Source organism: Pseudomonas sp. HLS-6 (genome assembly GCF_002753995.1).
Lineage (GTDB): Bacteria > Pseudomonadota > Gammaproteobacteria > Pseudomonadales > Pseudomonadaceae > Aquipseudomonas > Aquipseudomonas defluvii.
In genome coordinates this window covers 710721-730843 of sequence record NZ_CP024478.1, presented here as the reverse complement: position 1 = coordinate 730843, position 20123 = coordinate 710721, and the positions used below count along the sequence as shown (strand labels likewise).

The window sequence follows — 20123 nt, the reverse complement described above, 5'->3', positions numbered from 1 at the left end:
GGCTGTCCAGCCACTACCCCAAACTAGCGCGCGACACTAACAGATAACGGCCTTCAGCCAGCCACCTTGGCCACGACGGGTTGAGCCATCTGACGAATCTTGTGCATACCGGCGGAGGTGATATGCAAGGCGCGTGAATCATCGTTCACGCGAACCCAACCAGACTGGATAAACAATTTCAATACGCTGCTTCCCAACGCCCCGCCCAGATGCGGACGCCGCTCACTCCATTCACTGCAACAATTGCACGGAACGCCTATCTTGCGCTGTCGTTGAGCCAACGCCTCGATGTAAATGCCCAGACGGGCAAACTCCACACGCCCCTCCTGAGTCACTTCAAGCTGCTGCTCGACCAACTCCAACCACCCGCAGTCAAGTAACCGCTGATAGAGGTCGGCCGCCAACTCGCCTCCCAGGTGATCGCCACACAAACGTGCCCGACGCATCGACAAGGGAATGCTGGGGTTGCCTTTCTCGGCCGCGCTGCCTTTCACCTCAAGCCCGAGGACCTGAACACTGGCCAGCGCCTCAACGGCCGCCCCAACCTCGGGCGTTGCGAGCTTGAAGTAACGTTTACGTCCGCGCGCCTCCAGCTTCAACAGGCCACTGGCCGACAACCTGGCCAAATGCGCGCACGCCGAGGAGGGCGTCAGCCCGGCCATCACGGCCAGTTCCTCCGAAGGCCGAGCCATCCCATCAATCAACGCCCAGAGCATGGCGCTACGTTTTGGGTCAGCCAGCAAGGTTGCAACTTTGCTTATACTCGAAACAGATTTCATCTCTTCACTCCCCGAGAAAAAGTCACTCTTTGCCAATTGATCAGGACACTATCAACAGCGATGCTCCGCTCCCGTGAGCGCAGAGAGCCGACTGTTTCGCAGACAACTACTAGATCGATGAAATCAAATGATGGGAGGCCCGCAGTTCGTTCCCTGCCATGGAAGCATCTCACGCTGTTAAACGATGACAACGCCAGTATAAGCCTGCGCATGGAAACAAAAATCACTTAAACCCGAGGCTACGCCGACAATACTCTGTGCTTCCCTCAACCTTGAACAAAATTAATGCCGGTTGATATAAGCGGCCTTTTCAACCCTCTAACCTTCACGCCACGAAAACCATGTCTCGTAGCGTTTTATTTAATAATTATGTTCTTTCACTGACGTAACAAAGCCTACGCAGCAAGTACATTAAACCCGCAGATAAATAGTCTGTAATTGTAAGATGGGCGGAGTGACGTTCTATACGAAACTAACACTCGTGCCTCCGGTAATTGCCGGCAACACTCATTGCATGAGCCCTGTGACAACTGCAATGGCATACCGAGCGGCGTTGCGCTCATGCCTTGCGGGAAAGAGGCCAGGTCAAAGGCATGCATGTGCTGGACGGTTTCCGAGCTACAGGCATGACCGCCAGTCAGCCTGATGACCCAGGTCATGTCGCCCCCTGTGCACCAACGCTAAACTGACTTCACCTGTTACTTGCCAAGTGGAGTCGGTGCGATGAACATCGTTGTCAAAGCAGTCGCTACAAAACCCGGAAGCCCATGGCAAGTGCAACTCGACCAGCACGTGGTGAGCTTTCGCAGCGAAGCCGAAGCACGCGCCTTCGTCACCACGCTGCAAGCCCGCCTACAGGCACCGCATCCACTCAAGCGGGTCGGCTGAGCATCAGCCAGCGTGTGACCTGAGAGAACACAACGGCCATCACGCCGCACAAGCTGATCACCAGTGCCATCGGTATGGCGCTGCCATCATCCAGTACGCTGACCAACGCCGCAGCACCTGCTGCCACACTGAACTGCAGGCACCCCAGTAATGCCGAAGCACTCCCAGCCCGCGCGCCCTGACCACTCATGGCACAGGCCGAGGCATTCGGCACAATCGCGCCCAGGCTGGCAATACCTATGAACAACGGTATCAACAACGGCCACAGGGCTGCCGGATGCAGGGCGCTGAGCGCCAGTAGTACCAGCCCGGCCGTCACGTATACCCATACCGCCCGCGACAACAGTACAGCTGGACCGCGCCTGGCCAACAACCGCGCATTCACTTGCGCCATCAGGATGAACCCGGCGGCATTGGTGCCGAACAACCAGCCGTAGTGCTCGGCAGGCACACCGTACAGTTTGATGAACACGAACGGTGAACCTGCGATGTAGGCAAACATGCCCGCGATGGCGACGCCGCCGGTCAGGGCATGCCCAAGAAAGACACGGTCGTTGAGCAAGCGCCCATACTGGCGCAACGCACCAGACAAGGGCTGGCGCGGCTGATGCGCAGGCAGGCTCTCGGGCAAACCGAGTAACACCGCCAAGGTGCATAAGGCACTGAACACCGTCAGCACCAGGAAAATCGACTGCCAACCGTGCAGACTGACCAGAACCCCACCGAACATCGGCGCAAGAATCGGCGCCAGGCCCATGACCAGCATCAACTGGGAAAAGACCTTGGCCGAGCCAACGGCATCGCACGTGTCACTGACAATCGCTCGTGATAAGACCATCCCGGCACAACCGCCCAACGCCTGAACAAAACGCGCCACAATCAGCGCCTCCAGTGTCGGTGCGAACGCACAGGCCAGCGAGGCAACGGTAAACAGCACAAGGCCGATCAACAGCGGAATACGACGCCCGAAACGATCGGCCACCGGCCCGTAGGCCAACTGCCCCAGGGACAGGCCAAGAAAGTAGGCGGCCAACGTCGCCTGAATGTGCTTCTCGTCGGTGGCGAACGCCTGCGCCATGGCTGGAAAGCCCGGCAAATAGAAATCAATTGCCAAGGGGCCGAAGGCACTCAAGGCGCCAAGAATCAAAACGGTTCGCAGGTTCATCGGAAATCCGTAGCAGGCTAAGCAAGTTCGTTAGTCTAACCGTACGGGATCCATTACAGATGAGCTGTTGGCCATTGCTGTAAAAAAAAGAGCGAACCTGCGTCCGCCCTTTCAGGTTATCAGGCCACCTCGGCCTGATAACCTTCTTCATGGATCAGTTCGATAATTTTCGAAGGTGTCAGGGTGCTTTGCACACGTACCTGTTTCTGACCCAGATCGACTTCAACCACCGCCGTCGGATCCTGGTTTTGCACCGCGTGGGTAACCGCTTTGACGCAGTGGCCGCAGGTCATGCCTTGGACATTGAATACATGCATCGGGAGTGCCTCCGTTCAGGTTTTGATGCAGTCTCAAGCTTGCCACCGTGGCAAGGTCAAGTTCCTCGATCTGCTGCCGGGCTGGAAATCGGCGCCCGCCTCGGCCAAGCTGCGCTCCTGACGATTCATGATTCAGGAGATTCAACTCATGCGCAGGGCAGCATTGGGCCTTTTCGGCCTGCTGGGTATGTTCGGCCTCGCCCCCCAGGCCAGTGCCGAAGGCCCCTCGGACTATAGCGTGCTGATCATTTCCCGGGAACGCCTGGAAGTGGCGACGACCTGCGAGATAGGTCTGTACCTCAACGATCAGCTGGCGGGCCGACTGTTCCAGGAACAATCGACTTCGTTCAACCTGCCAGCAGGCCCGGTAGCAGTGCGCATGCGCTTGTTGCCAGGGCAAGCCCCCGGCTGCCTGCCGGGTATCGAGAATCAACGCAGCACCCAATTGAACCTGCAGGCCGGGCAGATCAATAAGTACCGAATAGCGGTGGATCAAAATGGCCTCTACCTGAAAAAGGCAAGCCTGGGCTATTGACCTTCCCCGCGTGGGAAGGTTGAAGCTGGAGGCACGCCCAAGGAGGAACGCCCCCATGCCCGAATCTACCACCTTCGACCTGCCAATCGCCGGCATGACCTGCGCCAGCTGCGCAGGTCGCGTCGAGCGAGCATTGCGCAAGGTCGCTGGCACCGAACAGGTCAGTGTCAACCTTGCCACTGAGCAGGCACGCGTCACCGCACCGCTGCAGAGCCTGCCGGCATTGCTTGAAGCCGTCACGGATGCAGGCTACAGCGTGCCCACTCAAAGCCTTGAGCTGCAGATCAGCGGGATGACCTGCGCGTCCTGCGTCGGTCGGGTCGAACGCGCACTGGCCAAAGTGCCCGGGGTTCACCGCGTTAGCGTCAACCTGGCCAACGAGCGCGCCCATGTCGAGGTTCTCGGCACGATTGATACCGCGCTGTTGACTGGCGCAGTCGAACGCGCCGGTTACACTGCCAGCCTGCCGCTCACCGGCAAGGCCGATCAGGACGTCGCCGAGCGCCGCTTGCACAAGGAGCGTTGGGCGGTGGGCCTGGCGATTGCCTTGGCCCTGCCGCTGGTACTGCCAATGCTGCTGCAGCCCTTCGGTATTCACTGGATGCTGCCGGCCTGGCTGCAGTTCGCCCTGGCCACGCCGGTTCAGTTCATCCTGGGTGCACGCTTCTATGTCGCCGCCTGGAAGGCCGTGCGGGCCGGGGCAGGCAATATGGACCTGCTGGTCGCGCTGGGTACCAGCGCCGGTTACGGCCTGAGCCTCTATGAGTGGGCGCGCACCAGCTCCGGCAGCATGTCCCACCTGTACTTTGAAGCCTCAGCGGTGGTGATCGCTTTGGTACTGCTCGGCAAGTACCTGGAGAGCCGCGCCAAACGCCAGACGGCCAGCGCCATCCGCGCCCTGGAGGCACTGCGCCCTGAACGTGCGTTGCAGGTGATCGATGGCCAGGAGCGGGATGTGCCGATCAGCGCCTTGCGCTTGAATGACCTGGTAATGGTCAAGCCGGGCGAACGCTTCCCGGTGGATGGCGAGGTGATCGAAGGGCAAAGCCATGCCGATGAAGCCTTGATCAGTGGCGAGAGCCTGCCCGTGCCCAAGCAACCCGGCGACCGTGTAACCGGCGGCGCGATCAACGGGGAAGGCCGCTTGCTGGTGCGTACCCTGGCGCTGGGCACCGAAACCGTGTTGGCCCGCATCATCCGCTTGGTCGAAGACGCTCAGGCGGCCAAGGCGCCGATCCAGAAACTGGTAGACCGCGTCAGCCAGGTATTCGTGCCCGTGGTGCTCCTGCTGGCCCTGGCGACGCTCGCGGGTTGGTGGATGGTCGGGGCCCCCATGGAAACTGCACTGCTCAACGCCGTCGCGGTTCTGGTCATCGCCTGCCCCTGTGCACTGGGCCTGGCGACACCGACAGCCATCATGGCCGGTACCGGCGTGGCGGCTCGCCACGGTATCCTGATCAAGGACGCCGAAGCGCTGGAGCGCGCCCATGCGGTCAATCGCGTGGTCTTCGACAAGACCGGTACCTTGACCTCCGGTAGCCCGCGCATTGTCCACAGCCAGGCGGTGGTCGGCGATCAGGCGCAGTTGTTGCAACTGGCCGGTGCGCTGCAGCGTGGCAGCGAACACCCATTGGCCAAGGCTGTTCTCGACGCCTGTGATGAACAGCACCTGGAAGTGCCGCCCATCAGCGCCAGCCAATCCCTCACCGGACGCGGCATCGCCGGTAGCCTGGATGGACGCGAACTGGCGCTGGGTAACCGCCGGCTGCTTGATGAAAGTGGCTTGCAACCGGGCGATCTGGCCAAGGCTGCACAGGAATGGGAAGCAGAAGGTCGTACCCTTTCCTGGCTGATCGAGCGCGCCCCGCAGGCTCGCGTGCTGGGCTTGCTGGCCTTTGGTGACAGCCTCAAGCCTGGCGCCCTGCAAGCGGTTCAACAGCTCAGTGAGCAAGGCATCAGCAGCCACCTGCTAACCGGCGACAACCGTGGCAGCGCGCGCGTGGTGGCCCTGGCACTGGGTATCGAAGACGTGCATGCCGAAGTGTTGCCGGCAGACAAAGCCGCCACCGTTCTGGCACTCAAACGCTCAGGCACCGTGGCCATGGTCGGCGACGGCATCAACGACGCTCCTGCCTTGGCGGCGGCGGACATCGGCATTGCCATGGGCGGAGGTACTGACGTTGCCATGCAGGCCGCCGGTATTACCCTGATGCGCGGTGATCCGCGCCTGGTGCCAGCGGCCCTGGAGATCAGCCGCAAGACCTACGCCAAGATCCGCCAGAACCTGTTCTGGGCCTTTATCTACAACATGATCGGGATTCCGTTGGCCGCTTTCGGCTTGCTCAACCCGGTGCTGGCGGGTGCTGCCATGGCCCTGTCCAGTGTCAGTGTGGTCAGCAACGCACTGTGGCTTAAAACCTGGAAACCCGAGATCCGACAACAGGACGACGCCTCATGAACATTGGTCAAGCCGCCCGCCACACGGGCCTCAGCGCCAAGATGATCCGTTACTACGAGTCGATTGGCCTGCTCAAGCCAGCCCTGCGCAGCGACAGCGGCTATCGCCTCTACCAACCGGAAGACCTGCACAGCCTGGCCTTCATCAAGCGCTCACGCGACCTGGGTTTCTCGCTTGAGGAAGTCGCTCGGCTGCTCACACTCTGGCAAGACCGCCAGCGCGCCAGTGCCGATGTGAAGGCACTGGCCAATGAACACATTGCCGACCTCAATCGCCGTATTGACGAACTGGTCAGCCTGCGTGACACCCTGAGTGAACTGGTCGCCCACTGCCAGGGCGACGACCGGCCGGACTGCCCGATCCTCAAGGACCTGGCTGCCGGCGGTTGCTGCCACTAACCCTGGCTTACTGCATCCAGGGCGGGGTAGGCTCGGCCTCCACGCCCTCCTGTGCAAGGGCTGCGCGACGACGGGCTTCGTCGGCGCGCGCGGCATCGATTTCACGCATCACATCGGCCACATTGGCACTGTGCTCGGTTTCAGCAAACTGCCCGCTCAACTCGGTGTCCGGCAGCAGTTCACCCGCCTGATACAGCGCCCACATTTCCTTGGCGTATCGGGTTGCCTTGAGCTCGGGCGCAAAGCGCCCAAAGTAGCTGGCCATGTTGCCAACATCGCGCTCAAGCATGCTGAACGCATGGTTGTTGCCCGCGGCATCCACCGCCTGCGGCAGGTCGATAATCACCGGCCCCTCTGGCCCCAGCAGCACGTTGAACTCCGACAGGTCGCCATGCACCAACCCGGCGCAGAGCATCAACACGATCTGGCGAATGACAAATGCGTGGTACTCCAAGGCCTGCTCGGGCTCAAGCTCCACATCATTGAGGCGCGGCGCGGCGTCGCCATGTTCGTCGACGACCAGCTCCATCAGCAGAACACCGTCGAGAAAGTCATAGGGCTTGGGAACCCGAACGCCTGCGTTCGCCAAGCGGAACAGCGCGGCTACTTCGGCGTTCTGCCAGGCCTCTTCAGCCTCCTTGCGTCCATACTTCGAGCCCTTGGCCATGGCACGTGCCTGGCGGCTGTTGCGTACTTTACGACCTTCCTGGTACTCGGCGGCCTGACGGAAACTGCGCTTGTTAGCCTCTTTGTAGACCTTGGCGCAGCGCAGGTGCTGACCGCAGCGTACCACGTAGACCGCTGCCTCCTTGCCACTCATCAGGGGGCGCAACACTTCGTCGACCAACCCGTCTTCCACGAGCGGTTCAATCCGTTTTGGCGTCTTCATCAGCTTTGATTCTGGCTCCTTGTGAGGCGTATAGGGGTTTGTAACGGCAAACCGCGCGACCCGCCATTCTTTTTATGAGTAAAACGCCGGCAAAAAGTCAGATTCGGCTGTTTTGCCAATAAACACGGGGGTTTTCTTCTACGACACTTTATTTCCTCTGCACCCTGCCGATCCACTCTTTAGAGGGTTCATGTGTTTAATAAGAATGATTCGGAGCGCGGATGAACATCAAACAGAAATTGACCTGGGCCTTTGCCGTCATTGCCAGCCTGCCCATTCTAGTGGTCGCCACGCTGGTGGTGTTGAACCTGCGCACGGACGCTCGTGAATCCTTCATCGACGGCAGCAACCGCGAGATTCGCCAAGTCGCCAATGCCATGCAGCTGTTTTTTGAAGGCATCAGCCAGAACATCGACTACATGGCCGCACAGCCTCTGTTCACTGGCACCGGCGCGGGATTGAAACAGTACATCAGTGCCGATGCAGCCAGTATCGCCCAAGGCGAACAGGACAAGCGCCTGGTCGACTTCTTCACTCGCATGGCCGCCAGTCATCCCGCTTACGCCTATGTTTCCTACGGCGTCAAAGACGGCGGTTACGCCTCCTGGCCAGATGATCCGAAACTGGCCAACTATGATCCGCGCCAACGCCCCTGGTACCAGACCGCGATGGCTAACCCAGGCAAAACACTGCGCACTGCTGCTTACTACTGGGCACCTGATGACGCGGTACTGCTCAGCACCGTACGCACCGTGTCGAACTCATTGGGTTCGCCCGGTGGAGTGGTCAGCGTCGATGTTTCGATCAAACAGCTGACCGAGTTGGTCAAGCAGATCAAGCTGGGTGAAAGCGGCTACTTGATGCTGCTTGAACGCAACGGCAACGTGCTGGTCGACCCACATCAGCCCGAGCACAACTTCAAGATGCTGGGCTCTCTGGGCGAAGGCTATGCGCAACTGGCCAAGGTCGAGAAAGGACTGGTAGAAGTCGAGCTTGATGGCGTGCGCTACATGGCCAACGTCTGGCCCTCCGAACAACTGGGCTGGAGCTTTATCGGCCTGGTCCGTCAGGACGAAGTCATGGGCGCGGCCACGCAACTGACCTGGTTGATCGCGGCCATTGCCTTGGTGCTGGCCGCCGTCTTCGCCGTAGTCGGGGCGACCTTCGCGCGCTTGATCGTACGCCCGATCAACAGCGTCAGCCTGGGCCTGGAGGGCATTGCCCAGGGCGAAGGTGACCTGACCCGCAACCTCGAAGTCCGGGGTCGTGACGAAACCGCTCAACTGGCCAACTGGTTCAACCAGTTCCTCGCGGCCATCCGCAGCCTCATCCAGCATATCGGCCAGGCTGCCGGAAAGATCCTCGCCACCTCCAGCAACTCGACCCGCGTCTCCGGCGACATGGTCGAAGCCGCCGGGCGCCAGCGTGAAGCGGTGGATATGGTGTCCACGGCGTTCCATGAAATGGTTGCCACCGCCAACGAAGTCGCGCGCTCCTGCAGCCAGGCCGCCGAATCGGCCGACAGCGGCCAACAGCAGGCCCGGGAAGGCCAGCAGCAGATCGACGCCGCCGTTCAGAGCGTTGATCGCCTGAGCCAGGAAATCGAGCAGTCAGCGCAATCGATGCAACAACTGGAGCGCGACAGCAACGACATCCAGTCGATTCTCGGCACAATCCGCTCCATCGCCGAACAGACCAACCTGCTGGCGCTCAACGCCGCCATTGAGGCCGCACGCGCCGGTGAGCAGGGTCGAGGGTTCGCTGTGGTGGCCGACGAAGTACGCGCCCTGGCCAAACGCACGGCCGACTCCACAGCCGAAATCGATGGCTTGCTGGGGAATCTGGCGCAACGCACCAGCCAGGTTGCGCAACAAATGCACGCCAGCCTGGAAGTGTCGCAACAATCGGTCAGCCGTATTGGCATGGCACGCACCAGCTTCGGGCAGATCCGCGAGTCGGTGGACGTCATTCGTGACATGAACACCCAGATCGCCACTGCAGCCGAAGAGCAGCATCAGGTCGCCGAGGACATCAACCGGCACATCAGCCAGATCCATGGTGACGCGCAACTGGTAGCCGAACTGGCTAGCGCAGCGCGGCATGACTCCGAAAGCCTGGCCGGGTTGTCCAACGAACTGGATTCGCTGGTGCGCCGTTTCCGTACCTGATGTCCTGCCTTGGGGGGCCGGCTACAGGCCCAGGCTCCCCGGGGTAAAACCAAACAAGCGCTTGAACGCTGCGATGTAGGCAGAGGTTGAGTCATAACCACACCCCAGCGCAGCCTCCGTTACCCCTGCGCCCTGTTCAAGCACGCTGAGCGAGGACAGTAGGCGCATCCGCTGGCGCCAGCCTCGAAAGCTCAAACCTGTCTCGCGCTGGAACAGGCGAGTCAGGGTTTTCTCCGACATGTTCAACTGCTCCGCCCACTGGCCAAGGGTGTCGGACTGTGTTGGCTGTTCAAGCAGGCTGTCGCATAGTTCACGTAAGCGCGGATGCTGTGGCAACGGCAAGGAAAAGCCCACCTCCGCCAGCCCCTGCAACTGGTCAAGCAATACCTGCACCAGGCGCGCCTCGGGGCTGTTGCCTTCGGGGTACTCCACCGGCAACTGGCAAAACTGCTTGATCAACTCACGGGCCAGCGGCGTGACGGCCAGCACCCGACAGCCGTCCGGCGCCCACTGCGCATCCTCGCGTCGCACATAAACACTGCGCATCTCGGCACGCATCGACGTCACCACTTCATGCTCGACCCCCGCAGGAATCCAGATGCCCCACTGTGGCGGTGCAAAGTAACTGCCTTCAGCGGTATAGACCCCAAGCACACCGCTGATCGCATAGGAGAACTGCACCCAATCATGTTGATGGCGCGAGGTCCAGGATCCGGCGCTGAGACTTTCGGCTCGCGCATACAGCGGCCGGGGCAGGCGCTCCAGCGTGGGAATCGGGCGAGGGCCTGAAGGTTGTCCGTTACGCGGCATCGATTGACCTGGTATCGCAAGACGGTAGAGACCTCGCAGGTTAGCCTCTGTCATCGCCAATTACAAAATATCCACAGGCCTCCCCATGCAAGCGTTCAAACACCTCAAGCGCGTGGTAACCGACTGGTTCCTCTGCGGCATGTTCATCGCCACCCTGCTCGCCTGGCTGTTCCCTCGTTTTGGAAGCAGCGGTGGTGCCCTGCATGCCGAGTACGTGACCAACATCGGCGTGTTCCTGGTGTTTTTCCTGCACGGGGTCAACCTGTCCAGCGAACAGATTCGTCACGGCCTGAAAAACTGGCGCCTGCACCTGATGGTGCAAGGCTTTACCTTCGTGGCCTTTCCCCTGCTCTGGCTGGTCGGCAAGACATTACTGGGTACCCAGGTGCCGGCCCTGCTGATGCTGGGCTTCCTTTACCTGTGCGCCCTGCCCTCAACCATCTCGTCCTCGGTGGCGCTTACCGGTAGCGCCAAGGGCAACGTACCCGCTGCGATTCTCAACGCCAGCCTGTCCAGCGTGCTGGGTATCTTCATCACCCCTTGGTTGGTCAGCCTGGTGGTTGGCAGCGGCAGTGACGGCATTGACCTTGGCTCAACCTTGCTCGACCTGTACGCCATGCTCCTGCTGCCGCTGCTGCTTGGGCAACTGCTGCGGCCCTGGCTCGGACACCTCTTCGCCCGTTACAAGCGCTACACCGCCGTGTTGGACAAACTGGTGATCCTGCTGCTGGTCTATGCCGCGTTCTGCAACTCGATGGTCTCGGGAATGTGGCAACAACAGGGCACCGCAGTGATCGCTATGGCCCTGCTCGGCAGTGCATTGTTGCTGGCGCTGGTGCTATGGCTGACCACTCGAAGTGCACGCGCCTTGAACTTCAGCCCGGCAGACGAAATCGCCGCAGTGTTCTGCGCCAGCAAGAAGTCCCTGGCCGCCGGCGCGCCCATGGCTGCACTGATCTTCGGTGCTCACCCCGGGCTTGGGCTGATCCTGCTGCCGATCATGATCTACCACCCGCTGCAATTGATCGTCTGCTCAGTCATGGCCGAGCAGTACGCCAACCGTGCAACTCGCGTCGACAGCAGCGCCGCCCTCAGCGCTCAATAATCGCGGTCACGCCCTGGCCGCCGGCGGCACAGATAGATATCAGCCCGCGGCCTTTGCCGGCATGTGTCAACAGCTTGGCCATATTGGCCAGGATGCGCCCGCCAGTCGCGGCAAACGGATGCCCGGCCGCCAACGAACTGCCCTTGACGTTGAGCTTGCTGCGGTCGATGCGGCCCAGCGGCGCCTCAAGGCCAAGACGGTCGCGGCAGTAAACAGGGTCTTCCCAAGCCTTGAGCGTGCATAACACCTGCGCGGCAAACGCCTCATGGATTTCGTAGTAGTCGAAGTCCTGCAGGCTCAGGCCATTGCGCGCCAGCAGCCGCGGCACCGCATAGGCCGGGGCCATCAACAGCCCCTCCTGGCCCCGGACAAAATCCACCGCAGCGCTCTCGCCGTCGACCAGCCAGGCCATCACCGGCAAACCACGCTCCTGCGCCCAGGCTTCACTCCCCAGCAAGACCACCGAGGCACCATCGGTCAACGGCGTCGAGTTACCTGCCGTGAGGCTACCTTGGCTGCTTCGATCGAACACCGGTTTGAGTGCAGCAAGCGTGTCCAGAGTAAGGTCGGGGCGCAGGTTCTGGTCGCGGTTCAAACCCAGGAAAGGTGTCAGCAGGTCATCGTGCCAGCTCTCGGCAAAAGACGCCGCCAGGTTCTGATGGCTGCGCAAGGCCAGTTCATCCTGAGCCAGACGCTCAATCTGCCAGGTACGCGCCATCAACTCGCAGTGCTGGCCCATCGACAGGCCTGTGCGAGGCTCGCCATTACGCGGCAATTCGGGCTTCAGGTGCCGAAAGCGCAGTTGCAACAGTGCCTTGAGCTTTTCACCCGTACCTTTCGCCCGATTGGCCTGCAACAGGATCCGACGCAAGCCTTCGCTCACCGCAATCGGCGCATCCGAAGTGGTATCAACACCCCCGGCAACCCCGCATTCAATCTGCCCCAGAGCGATCTTGTTGGCGACCAGCAACGCCGCTTCCAGCCCAGTGCCACACGCTTGCTGCACATCATAGGCCGGCGTTTGCGCTGACAACCGCGAGCCAAGGACACATTCGCGGGCCAGGTTGAAATCCCGTGAATGCTTGAGCACCGCGCCAGCGGCCACCTCGCCCAGGCGCACGCCGTGCAGGCTGAAGCGCTCGATCAGCCCCTCCAGGGCCGCAGTGAGCATGTCCTGGTTGCTGGCCTTGGCATAAGGGCCATTCGCGCGAGCAAAGGGGATTCGGTTACCACCGATGATTGCGACCCGGCGCAAAGAACGCATGCACAACCTCCTTGTGTTGAGGGCAGACTCGATACAGCGTAGGTGTTTTTTCCACCTTCAAGCGACCAACGGCAAAACATGGTCCACACTTTGAGGCTGATCTCATGGAGGCCTCATTCATGTCCGACCGCTATCTCGACTTCGCCAACTCCGACTTCGGTCGCCGCCTGGTCGGTGTCATCGGCTTGCCGACACCGGCCCGCCTGGAGCGCTGGGAGGCCGGCCGGATGCGTCCGATCGAAGGGGCGCTGCTGCTGGGCGGTGGGGCACTGTCGCGGCAGGTAGCCGGGTTTGCCACACGCCTGACCGACGAGGTCTACAGCTATGCCGATGAGGGCCTGCAACTGCCGGCGTGGGTGGCGGGCCTGGGGCCATCGCTCAAGGCGGTGCTGTTCGATGCCAGCGAACTGGAGGACATCGACCAGCTCAAGCAACTGCGCGAGTTCTTCCAGCCGCTGCTACGTAGCCTTGATGCCAATGCGTCAGTGGTGATTCTCGGGCGTGCCCCGGAACAGCTCGAAGCGCCGCTGGCCAGTGTTGCCCAGCGTGCCCTGGAGGGCTTCAGCCGTTCGCTGGCGAAAGAACTGCGCAACGGCGGCAGACTGCAACTGCTGTATGTCGGCGACGGTGCCGAGGACCAGCTTGAAGGCGCACTGCGTTTCTTCCTGTCGCCCAAGAGTGCCTTCATCTCCGGCCAGGTGCTGCGCTTGAATGCTTGCACCAGCCACGTTCAGGACTGGACGCGCCCCCTGGCCGGGCGCAAGGCACTGGTGACCGGCGCCGCACGCGGTATTGGTGCGGCCATCGCCGAAACCCTCATCCGCGACGGTGCAGACGTTGTGCTGCTCGACGTACCGCAGGCCAAGGCCGAGCTTGAAGCGCTCGCAACCCGCCTGGGCGCACGCAGCCTGGCACTGAACATCTGTGCGGACGATGCTCCAGAACAGCTCATCGCAGGCCTGCCTGATGGCCTCGATATCGTCGTTCACAACGCCGGAATCACCCGTGACAAGACCTTGGCCAACATGACCCCGGAGTACTGGGACTCGGTCATGGCCGTTAACCTTAAGGCACCACAGATCCTGACCCAGGCCTTGCTCGACAGAGGCGCCCTGCACGCCAACGCCCGCATCGTGCTGCTGGCCTCGATCAGTGGTATTGCGGGCAACCGCGGGCAGTCCAACTATGCCGCCAGCAAGGCCGGCCTGATTGGCCTGGCCCAGGCCTGGGCGCCACGTCTGGCCAGCACGGGGAGCAGCATCAACGCCGTCGCCCCGGGTTTCATTGAAACGCGGATGACCGCCGCCATTCCTTTCGCCCTGCGCGAGGCCGGCCGGCGCATGAGTTCACTGGGCCAGGGCGGCCTGCCACAGGATGTCGCCGAAGCCGTGGCCTGGCTGGTGCAGCCGGGCAGCGGCGCGGTCAACGGACAGGTGCTTAGGGTCTGCGGGCAAGCGGTCATGGGGGCTTGAGCATGACGGATCAATGGCATGAACTGAGCACGACCGCCGCGCTGCCTGGGCTGTACCTGCGAGCAGCGCGCAAGCGCAAGATCAGCGGCACCACCCTGCCGACGACCGGGCTACGCTGCAGCCTTGAGGTCAATGCCGAGCGACTGGCAGCCTACCGCACGCTGTGCCACTTTGGTGACGACCCGCTGCTGCCCGCGACCTGGCCGCATGTAATGGCATTCCCCCTGCAACTGCAGTTGCTCACTGCCAACGACTTTCCGTTTCCGCTGCCAGGCCTGGTTCACCTGAGCAACAGCATTCACGTCATACGACCGCTGGGCGGTGTCACCCGACTGCACTTCGCGGTGCGGGTGGATAACCTGCAGGCCCATGAGAAAGGCGCAACCTTCGACCTCATCACCGAAGCCCGCGATGGTCTCGGGCTGCTCTGGAGCGAAACCAGCCGCATGCTGTGCCGAGGCGTGAAACTTCCAGGCGAACCCGCCTGCGAACCTGAAGCCGAAGCCCTGCCCCTGAGCGAACTGACCCGCTGGTACGCCGACAGCAACATCGGACGACGCTATGCACGCCTCTGTGGCGACTACAACCCGATCCACCTGAGCGCCATCAGCGCCCGCCTGTTTGGTTTCCCCAAAGCCATTGCCCATGGCATGTGGAGCAAAGCCATGGCCCTGGCCGCCTTGCGTGGCCACCTGCCAACCGGCGGTTACGCGATTGAGGTCAATTTCCACAAACCGGTACGCTTGCCAAGCGAGGTGGTACTCGACGCCAGCCCTGTCGCACCCACCGGGCAACTGCGTCTGAGTGGCCATGGCGGGTTGGTGCATATACAGGGGACATGGCGAGCGCTTGAAGCCCGCTGAACCAGCAACCTCTGGCCTTGAGGTCCTTGCGTTGCAGCGCGCTCAGGCTGAAGCTATGCAGCCTGAGGAGACTACCCCATGAATTTGCAAGCATTGACCGAGCGACTGCACCGCATTCGTGACAACAACGACTGGCGCGGCTTTCATAGCCCGAAAAACCTGGCCATGGCGGCCAGCGTTGAAATGGCCGAACTGGTCGAAATTTTCCAGTGGCTGAGCGAAGACCAGTCGCGCCAACTCTCCAGGGAGCAACTGGAACACGCCGGCCAGGAAGTCGGCGATGTCGTCCTCTACCTGCTATTACTGTGCAGTGAACTGGGCCTGGACATGGAGCAGGTCGTCACACTCAAGTTGGCTGACAGCGAGAGGCGTTTCGCCCGATGAATGACCGTCACTTCGATGAGCTGGCGACCCGTTTTGCCGAAAAGATCTACGGTGGAGCAAAAGGTGCGATTCGTCTGGCGGTGCTCCAGGCCGACCTTGTCGAGAGCCTGCCAGAGCGCCCACTACGCGTTCTTGATATTGGTGCAGGCCTGGGCCATATGGCCTTGTGGCTGGCCGAGCGCGGCCACCAGGTAACCCTGGCCGAGCCCGCCGCGCCGATGCTTGACGGTGCCCGGGCACGTTTTGCCGACGCAGGCCAACACGCCACGTTCATCCAGGCCCCCTGGCAAGACCTGCTCGGCCAACTCACCGAGCCCTATGACCTGGTGTTATGCCACGCCGTGCTTGAATGGCTGGCCGAGCCCGAGGCCATTCTGCCCGTCCTGCATCAACTGACACGCCCCGGTGGCTGGTTGTCGTTGGCGTTCTACAACCGTGATGCCTTGGTGTACCGCAACCTGCTCAAGGGCCATTTCCGCAAAATGCGGCGCAACAGCATGGCTGGCGAAAAGCAGAGCCTGACCCCGCAAAAACCACTTGATCCACGCGAACTCAAGGTGCACCTTGAACGCCTGTGGCAGGTTGAAAACGAAAGCGGCGTGCGGGTTTTCCACGACTACATGCCAAGCGAGTTCCAGGCCAAGGCTGCGTTGAGCGACCTGTTGGAAATGGAACTGGCGCACCGCCGCCATCCGGCGTTTGCCGGGCTGGGCCGTTACCTGCACTGGATCTGCCGGCCCCTGTAGCGGGTCGACTGGAGCACGACATGTCGTACCGTCCTGTTGCTGCGAGCCTGATCTGCCTGGCCTTGGTTGGCTGCCAGGGCAGCAACCCTTATGTCGCCAGCGCTCTGCCAATACCGCCAGCACCCGCGCATGCAGCCAACACCTTCGATGCCAGCGCCTACCCGGAAGCGAACCGTGATTATGCGCACTACCGCAGCTGGAGCTGGCGCAATGGCCAACTGCCCGATGGCAGTAGCATCGCCGATCCGGCGCAACTGGCCGAGGCGGTCAGTAACGCACTTGACCAACACGGCCTGCGGCCCTCCCGCGAGCAGCCCGCCGACCTGCAGGTCAGCGCCAGCCTCAGTGTGGAAAAACGCCTGCGCCAGGTTCGTGAGGACGACTACCCTTATGGTGGCTATGGGTACAGCGGTTATGGCTATGGTCACCACGGCGGTTATGGCATGTACACCAGCGTCCCCATCGTGCGGACCTACGAAATCGAAGTGTTAGTGGTGCGCCTGCACCTGTTCGACGCCAGCAATGGCCAAGCGGTCTGGAGTGCCAGCGCCGAAGCCGCGAACCCGAGCTCCGAGCGGGGCCGTGCCGATGCAGTGCGTAGCGCAATTAACAAAGCACTGGAGGGTTATCCTCCCAGTTAGGTTGTAGAGGCCACCGGAGAACCGTCATGTTCCGCCGTATTGCGTTACTTGCCTTGTTTGCCCTGTTGAGTGCTTGCCAGAGCAACAATGTCACCCAGGACTTCGACGCCAGCCGAGACTTCGCCAGCTACCGTAGCTGGGCCTGGAAAGAACCGGCCTTGCAGTACCGGCCCGACGATCCGCGCATCCAGAGTGACTTGACCGAGCAACGCATTCGCCAGGCCATCAGTGGTCAGCTCGATCAACGCGGCCTGCGCCCAGCGCAAGGCAGCAGCCATGCCGATCTGAGCGTACAGGCCTACCTGATCGTCGAAAACCGCCAGCAGCAGGTCACGACCAACTATGGTGGCGCATGGAACGGCTATTGGGGCGGCTACTGGGGCGGGCCGGCCTACAACGAAACCCGCAGCGTCGACTACACGGTGGCCACCATTCAGGTCGACCTGTTCGACGGCCATGACGGCAAGCTGGTCTGGCGCGGCAGCGCTGAACACGTAATGAGCAACTACCCGCCCAGCCCTGCAGAGCGCAGCAGTGCGATCCAGCAAACCGTCGCCAAGGTCCTGGCCAACTACCCACCGCGCTGAGCTTTTTTTTCCGCCGTGGCTGAAGGCGTCTACCCTGAAAGAGAGCGCAGACGGCTCCTAGAATCAATCATCGAAAAGGATGGCAACTCACCCATGCAAAGCATCGTCCTGCTGCTGTGGCTCGCCTTGTGTGCCGAACAGGATGTACGTGAACGCCAGGTCGCCGATACCCTGACGCTGGGTGCCGCCACGTGCGCACTGGCTTACCTGTTCACCACCGGGCATACCTGGATAGGCGCCGACGCCAGCGAAGGCGGCTGGGCGCTGGCCTTGGTCATGCTGCTGACCTTGCCCGGCTACATGCTTGGCCATGTGGGTGCGGGTGACGTCAAGCTGCTCGCCGCGTTGGCACTGGCCACCGACAAGATGCATGTCCTGGGCACCTTTATCGGTGCAGGCGTGGCCTTGGTGATCTGGCTATTGAGCCGGCGCTGGCTGTGGTCGCTCTTGAGCCTGCGAGTGAAAAAACGCCTCACGCAACTGCGTGAAGCGTCATCGAGCAAACAGCCCTTCGCACCGTTCCTGATGGCAGGCTTTCTTCTGGCTGCGGTGTGGATCCAGTAACCGAACCGCCCCTGCTTAGCGCTCGCGCTTCAAAATGACACGCTTCCTGCCAGGGACCGGCGGCCAGTGCCCGCCAGATTCTGCGCCCCAGAACCTGTTCAAGACGTTGAAAATTGCCTGAGGGCGGTACGATCAACCGCTCACTCATGAACACCGGCACGGCCTCCGATACGCCAGGATCCCGACTGAGCACCTGCCCGCAGAAACAGGCCACAAGCGCCCCCAGCAGAAACGCCCTCACCAGACTAATGGTAATGCGACTACTCATGTCGGCCCCCTCTGCTCAAACGACCACTCACAGTGTCTTTTCAGGCAGCGCCCCAACCCTGCAGCGGCATTCAATGGCTTCGTTAATTGACGGTAGCGCAAGGAAAACGAAATGCCATCCCGTACAGGTTTACAACTTCAGGCTGACGCTCACGGTAAAACGCGGCTGCCGATCGACGCTGTCAAACGCTGCATCGGCCAAAGGTTTGGCGATCTCCAGTGACAGGTTGTAGTCACGCAAATCCCCCATGCGCACTCCCAGCGCCAGCGATGCCAGGTGCGCACTGCGTACATCCAGTTTGTTGAACCAGGCCTGGGCGGTATCCAGCACAGCATAGGGTTGCACCACGTTCAGTAGGCCACCCTCCCCCATGACGCTGTAGTTGACCTCATAAGCCAAGCCCCATCCTTTATCGCCCGAGGCCTGGTCGACCGGGTAACCTCGCCCAAAATACCGCCCACCAAACACGGCCCGTTCACTGTCCGGCAGGCTGTCGTCGCTCCAGTACAGAGCCCCCGAGGCCACACCCTGCCAATTGTCGAAGAAACGGTCACGCTGGACGCCGGACACGCGCAGGCGCAAAAAATCCAGGTCGTAATCGCTGTTGGTTTTGGCCCCCAGGTAATCAAGCCCCTGGTACACACCTCCACTGATCATCCGCAGTTGCCGCTCATCAGCCTTGCGCCAATCCCCCTCAAAGCTGAGCACACGGGTATCGGTATCCGTTGAGGTATTGAGCGGCGTACCGTCAGCCCGATAGTCAATGCGGTCACGCACCGCATAGAGCCTTGCCGCAACATTCAGCCATTCGTCAGGTGCGGCAATCAGTGGCTGGCTCAGCCCCGCCGATACGGTGTCGCTACGCCAATCCCGCAGCAGCTCCTGGCCATTGCGAAGGTGTAGCGGAGTGTCCGACTCCGTGCGGAAGGTCGAGGCAGCCAGGTTCAACTGGCTGCCCTCGCTGTCCAGGTACTGGGCATAGTCGAGACGGTAGTAACGCTGATGATCATCGCCCGGCGCAAACAAGCCACGAACACTCAATTGCTCACCCAGCGCCGTCTGCGACTGGCTGTCCAGGCTCAATAACGCTTGAGGGTCTGCACGGCTGCCATCGTTCAGTACCACCGCCGCCGCCAAGGGTTGGCGCGATGCCCTGACGATCAACCGGGCAGCACCGTCCGACGGGCTGGCGGGGCTCAACAAGCCTTTCAGGGTCACGCCTGGGATGTGGTTCATCAAGCTGGTGTAGCGCTCAAAGGTCTGCTGGGTCAGTGGTCTTTGCGTTTTGATCCTCTCTGCGAGGCGTGTCACATAGGCCGACACCGGGCCGACATCACCGCGCAGTTCAACGTCGCGCACGTAGCCTTCAACCAGTACCACCCGCAAGGAACCTTCACTGAAGTCCTGATCCGGCACCACCGCATAAGACAGAAAATAGCCATCGCGGTGATAACGCTCGGTCAATCGCGCCGTGGCCTCAAGCACCTCGTCAAGGGTGACGGCGCGTTCTATCAGGTCCTGATAGTTGTCTTTCAAATCACTCAGTGGGTAGACCGTACCCCCCTCAAAATGCACCTTTCGAAACCACACCCGGGTACCGGTCGGCAAACGCAACAAAGGCGGTTTCGCAGGCGCGACAAACACATCGGCTGCGGCCGGGCGATAGGCATCGATCGGCAGGCTGGATGTCGGCAGGTAGCGTTCGACCGCACTGCGATTGAGGTCATTCTGCAAGGCGTCGGCGTACACCCCACACCCCCAGAAAAGGCCCAGCAATGCGAGGGTCACCGAACGCATAGGACACTCCTTGACCCTGAATGTA

At 61.4% G+C, this 20123-nt stretch carries 20 protein-coding genes and 1 pseudogene; 14 read left to right on the top strand and 7 right to left on the bottom strand.

Features of this window, described 5'->3' with window-relative positions:
- Positions 1-53: 53 nt before the first annotated feature.
- The gene (locus CS390_RS03215; RefSeq protein WP_099773461.1) at positions 54-779 is read right to left on the bottom strand and encodes a helix-turn-helix transcriptional regulator; all 726 of its coding nucleotides are present in this window, start codon (positions 777-779) and stop codon (positions 54-56) included.
- Between the two features lie 723 nt (positions 780-1502).
- On the opposite strand from CS390_RS03215, the gene CS390_RS25040 reads away from it, so the two are divergent.
- The gene (locus CS390_RS25040) at positions 1503-1667 is read left to right on the top strand and encodes a hypothetical protein (protein WP_176717476.1); all 165 of its coding nucleotides are present in this window, start codon (positions 1503-1505) and stop codon (positions 1665-1667) included.
- Here CS390_RS25040 and CS390_RS03210 read toward each other — a convergent pair.
- On the bottom strand, positions 1651-2832 hold the full coding sequence (locus CS390_RS03210) for a multidrug effflux MFS transporter (RefSeq protein WP_099773460.1): 1182 nt from the start codon (positions 2830-2832) through the stop codon (positions 1651-1653). The genes CS390_RS25040 and CS390_RS03210 overlap by 17 nt on opposite strands.
- Before the next feature lie 119 nt (positions 2833-2951).
- Positions 2952-3149, bottom strand: coding sequence for a heavy-metal-associated domain-containing protein (locus CS390_RS03205; protein WP_065761624.1), 198 nt, complete (start codon positions 3147-3149; stop codon positions 2952-2954).
- A 148-nt stretch (positions 3150-3297) separates the two neighbouring features.
- Between CS390_RS03205 and CS390_RS03200 the strand changes: the two genes are divergently transcribed.
- From CS390_RS03200 to cueR, 3 genes are read left to right on the top strand one after another with little or no spacing between them, the layout of a single operon-like run.
- Complete coding sequence (locus CS390_RS03200) at positions 3298-3684, top strand: hypothetical protein (RefSeq protein WP_099773459.1); 387 nt, start codon at positions 3298-3300, stop codon at positions 3682-3684.
- Positions 3685-3739: 55 nt separating this feature from the next.
- Positions 3740-6142, top strand: coding sequence for a heavy metal translocating P-type ATPase (locus CS390_RS03195; RefSeq protein WP_099773458.1), 2403 nt, complete (start codon positions 3740-3742; stop codon positions 6140-6142).
- Positions 6139-6540 (top strand): Cu(I)-responsive transcriptional regulator, encoded by a 402-nt coding sequence (gene cueR / locus CS390_RS03190; RefSeq protein ID WP_065761621.1) that lies wholly within the window; start codon positions 6139-6141, stop codon positions 6538-6540. The genes CS390_RS03195 and cueR overlap by 4 nt, the downstream gene beginning before the upstream one ends.
- Before the next feature lie 7 nt (positions 6541-6547).
- On the opposite strand, the gene CS390_RS03185 is transcribed toward cueR, so the two are convergent.
- A complete protein-coding gene (locus CS390_RS03185; RefSeq protein WP_099773457.1) occupies positions 6548-7429 on the bottom strand; it encodes a PA4780 family RIO1-like protein kinase in 882 nt (293 codons plus the stop codon).
- A gap of 221 nt (positions 7430-7650) precedes the next feature.
- Between CS390_RS03185 and CS390_RS25590 the strand changes: the two are divergent.
- A pseudogene (locus CS390_RS25590) lies at positions 7651-8739 on the top strand (cache domain-containing protein); the annotation flags it as partial.
- A gap of 90 nt (positions 8740-8829) precedes the next feature.
- The gene (locus CS390_RS25585; protein ID WP_371918254.1) at positions 8830-9597 is read left to right on the top strand and encodes a methyl-accepting chemotaxis protein; all 768 of its coding nucleotides are present in this window, start codon (positions 8830-8832) and stop codon (positions 9595-9597) included.
- Between the two features lie 21 nt (positions 9598-9618).
- Here CS390_RS25585 and CS390_RS03175 read toward each other — a convergent pair whose 3' ends face one another.
- A complete protein-coding gene (locus CS390_RS03175; protein ID WP_099773455.1) occupies positions 9619-10407 on the bottom strand; it encodes a helix-turn-helix transcriptional regulator in 789 nt (262 codons plus the stop codon).
- Between the two features lie 85 nt (positions 10408-10492).
- On the opposite strand from CS390_RS03175, the gene CS390_RS03170 reads away from it, so the two are divergent.
- Positions 10493-11512: a bile acid:sodium symporter family protein gene (locus CS390_RS03170; RefSeq protein WP_099773454.1), complete on the top strand. Its 1020-nt coding sequence runs from the start codon at positions 10493-10495 to the stop codon at positions 11510-11512.
- Here CS390_RS03170 and CS390_RS03165 read toward each other — a convergent pair.
- On the bottom strand, positions 11499-12776 hold the full coding sequence (locus CS390_RS03165; RefSeq protein WP_099773453.1) for an acetyl-CoA C-acetyltransferase: 1278 nt from the start codon (positions 12774-12776) through the stop codon (positions 11499-11501). The genes CS390_RS03170 and CS390_RS03165 overlap by 14 nt on opposite strands.
- 119 nt (positions 12777-12895) lie before the next feature.
- Between CS390_RS03165 and CS390_RS03160 the strand changes: the two genes are divergently transcribed.
- The 7 genes from CS390_RS03160 (at position 12896) to CS390_RS03130 (ending at position 18033) form a co-directional block, all read left to right on the top strand.
- Positions 12896-14248: a 3-oxoacyl-ACP reductase gene (locus tag CS390_RS03160; RefSeq protein WP_099773452.1), complete on the top strand. Its 1353-nt coding sequence runs from the start codon at positions 12896-12898 to the stop codon at positions 14246-14248.
- A gap of 2 nt (positions 14249-14250) precedes the next feature.
- Positions 14251-15111, top strand: a complete 861-nt coding sequence (locus CS390_RS03155) for a MaoC family dehydratase (protein WP_099773451.1) — start codon at positions 14251-14253, stop codon at positions 15109-15111.
- 78 nt (positions 15112-15189) lie between these two features.
- Complete coding sequence (locus CS390_RS03150) at positions 15190-15495, top strand: MazG-like family protein (RefSeq protein WP_065757969.1); 306 nt, start codon at positions 15190-15192, stop codon at positions 15493-15495.
- Positions 15492-16241 carry a methyltransferase gene (locus tag CS390_RS03145; protein WP_099773450.1) on the top strand — a complete coding sequence of 250 codons (750 nt, stop codon included), beginning with the start codon at positions 15492-15494 and terminating at the stop codon, positions 16239-16241. Before CS390_RS03150 ends, CS390_RS03145 begins: the two co-directional genes overlap by 4 nt.
- 20 nt (positions 16242-16261) lie before the next feature.
- Positions 16262-16882 (top strand): DUF4136 domain-containing protein, encoded by a 621-nt coding sequence (locus CS390_RS03140; RefSeq protein ID WP_099773449.1) that lies wholly within the window; start codon positions 16262-16264, stop codon positions 16880-16882.
- Positions 16883-16908: 26 nt separating this feature from the next.
- Positions 16909-17469 (top strand): DUF4136 domain-containing protein, encoded by a 561-nt coding sequence (locus tag CS390_RS03135; protein ID WP_065757966.1) that lies wholly within the window; start codon positions 16909-16911, stop codon positions 17467-17469.
- A 93-nt stretch (positions 17470-17562) separates the two neighbouring features.
- Complete coding sequence (locus tag CS390_RS03130; RefSeq protein ID WP_099773448.1) at positions 17563-18033, top strand: prepilin peptidase; 471 nt, start codon at positions 17563-17565, stop codon at positions 18031-18033.
- A 397-nt stretch (positions 18034-18430) separates the two neighbouring features.
- Here the strand turns inward: CS390_RS03130 and CS390_RS03125 are convergent, their stop codons facing one another.
- Positions 18431-20098 (bottom strand): ShlB/FhaC/HecB family hemolysin secretion/activation protein, encoded by a 1668-nt coding sequence (locus CS390_RS03125; protein ID WP_099773447.1) that lies wholly within the window; start codon positions 20096-20098, stop codon positions 18431-18433.
- Positions 20099-20123 lie beyond the last annotated feature (25 nt).

Coding starts and splice junctions, on each gene's coding strand:
- CS390_RS03200 (WP_099773459.1), top strand. CDS start 3,298: ATGCGCAGGGCAGCATTGGGCCTTTTCGGCCTGCTGGGTATGTTCGGC.
- CS390_RS03145 (WP_099773450.1), top strand. CDS start 15,492: ATGAATGACCGTCACTTCGATGAGCTGGCGACCCGTTTTGCCGAAAAG.
- cueR (WP_065761621.1), top strand. CDS start 6,139: ATGAACATTGGTCAAGCCGCCCGCCACACGGGCCTCAGCGCCAAGATG.
- CS390_RS03125 (WP_099773447.1), bottom strand. CDS start 20,098: ATGCGTTCGGTGACCCTCGCATTGCTGGGCCTTTTCTGGGGGTGTGGG.
- CS390_RS03135 (WP_065757966.1), top strand. CDS start 16,909: ATGTTCCGCCGTATTGCGTTACTTGCCTTGTTTGCCCTGTTGAGTGCT.
- CS390_RS25585 (WP_371918254.1), top strand. CDS start 8,830: ATGGTCGAAGCCGCCGGGCGCCAGCGTGAAGCGGTGGATATGGTGTCC.
- CS390_RS03205 (WP_065761624.1), bottom strand. CDS start 3,149: ATGCATGTATTCAATGTCCAAGGCATGACCTGCGGCCACTGCGTCAAA.
- CS390_RS03150 (WP_065757969.1), top strand. CDS start 15,190: ATGAATTTGCAAGCATTGACCGAGCGACTGCACCGCATTCGTGACAAC.
- CS390_RS03210 (WP_099773460.1), bottom strand. CDS start 2,832: ATGAACCTGCGAACCGTTTTGATTCTTGGCGCCTTGAGTGCCTTCGGC.
- CS390_RS03130 (WP_099773448.1), top strand. CDS start 17,563: ATGCAAAGCATCGTCCTGCTGCTGTGGCTCGCCTTGTGTGCCGAACAG.
- CS390_RS03160 (WP_099773452.1), top strand. CDS start 12,896: ATGTCCGACCGCTATCTCGACTTCGCCAACTCCGACTTCGGTCGCCGC.
- CS390_RS03175 (WP_099773455.1), bottom strand. CDS start 10,407: ATGCCGCGTAACGGACAACCTTCAGGCCCTCGCCCGATTCCCACGCTG.
- CS390_RS03215 (WP_099773461.1), bottom strand. CDS start 779: ATGAAATCTGTTTCGAGTATAAGCAAAGTTGCAACCTTGCTGGCTGAC.
- CS390_RS03195 (WP_099773458.1), top strand. CDS start 3,740: ATGCCCGAATCTACCACCTTCGACCTGCCAATCGCCGGCATGACCTGC.
- CS390_RS03140 (WP_099773449.1), top strand. CDS start 16,262: ATGTCGTACCGTCCTGTTGCTGCGAGCCTGATCTGCCTGGCCTTGGTT.
- CS390_RS03185 (WP_099773457.1), bottom strand. CDS start 7,429: ATGAAGACGCCAAAACGGATTGAACCGCTCGTGGAAGACGGGTTGGTC.
- CS390_RS03165 (WP_099773453.1), bottom strand. CDS start 12,776: ATGCGTTCTTTGCGCCGGGTCGCAATCATCGGTGGTAACCGAATCCCC.
- CS390_RS03155 (WP_099773451.1), top strand. CDS start 14,251: ATGACGGATCAATGGCATGAACTGAGCACGACCGCCGCGCTGCCTGGG.
- CS390_RS03170 (WP_099773454.1), top strand. CDS start 10,493: ATGCAAGCGTTCAAACACCTCAAGCGCGTGGTAACCGACTGGTTCCTC.
- CS390_RS25040 (WP_176717476.1), top strand. CDS start 1,503: ATGAACATCGTTGTCAAAGCAGTCGCTACAAAACCCGGAAGCCCATGG.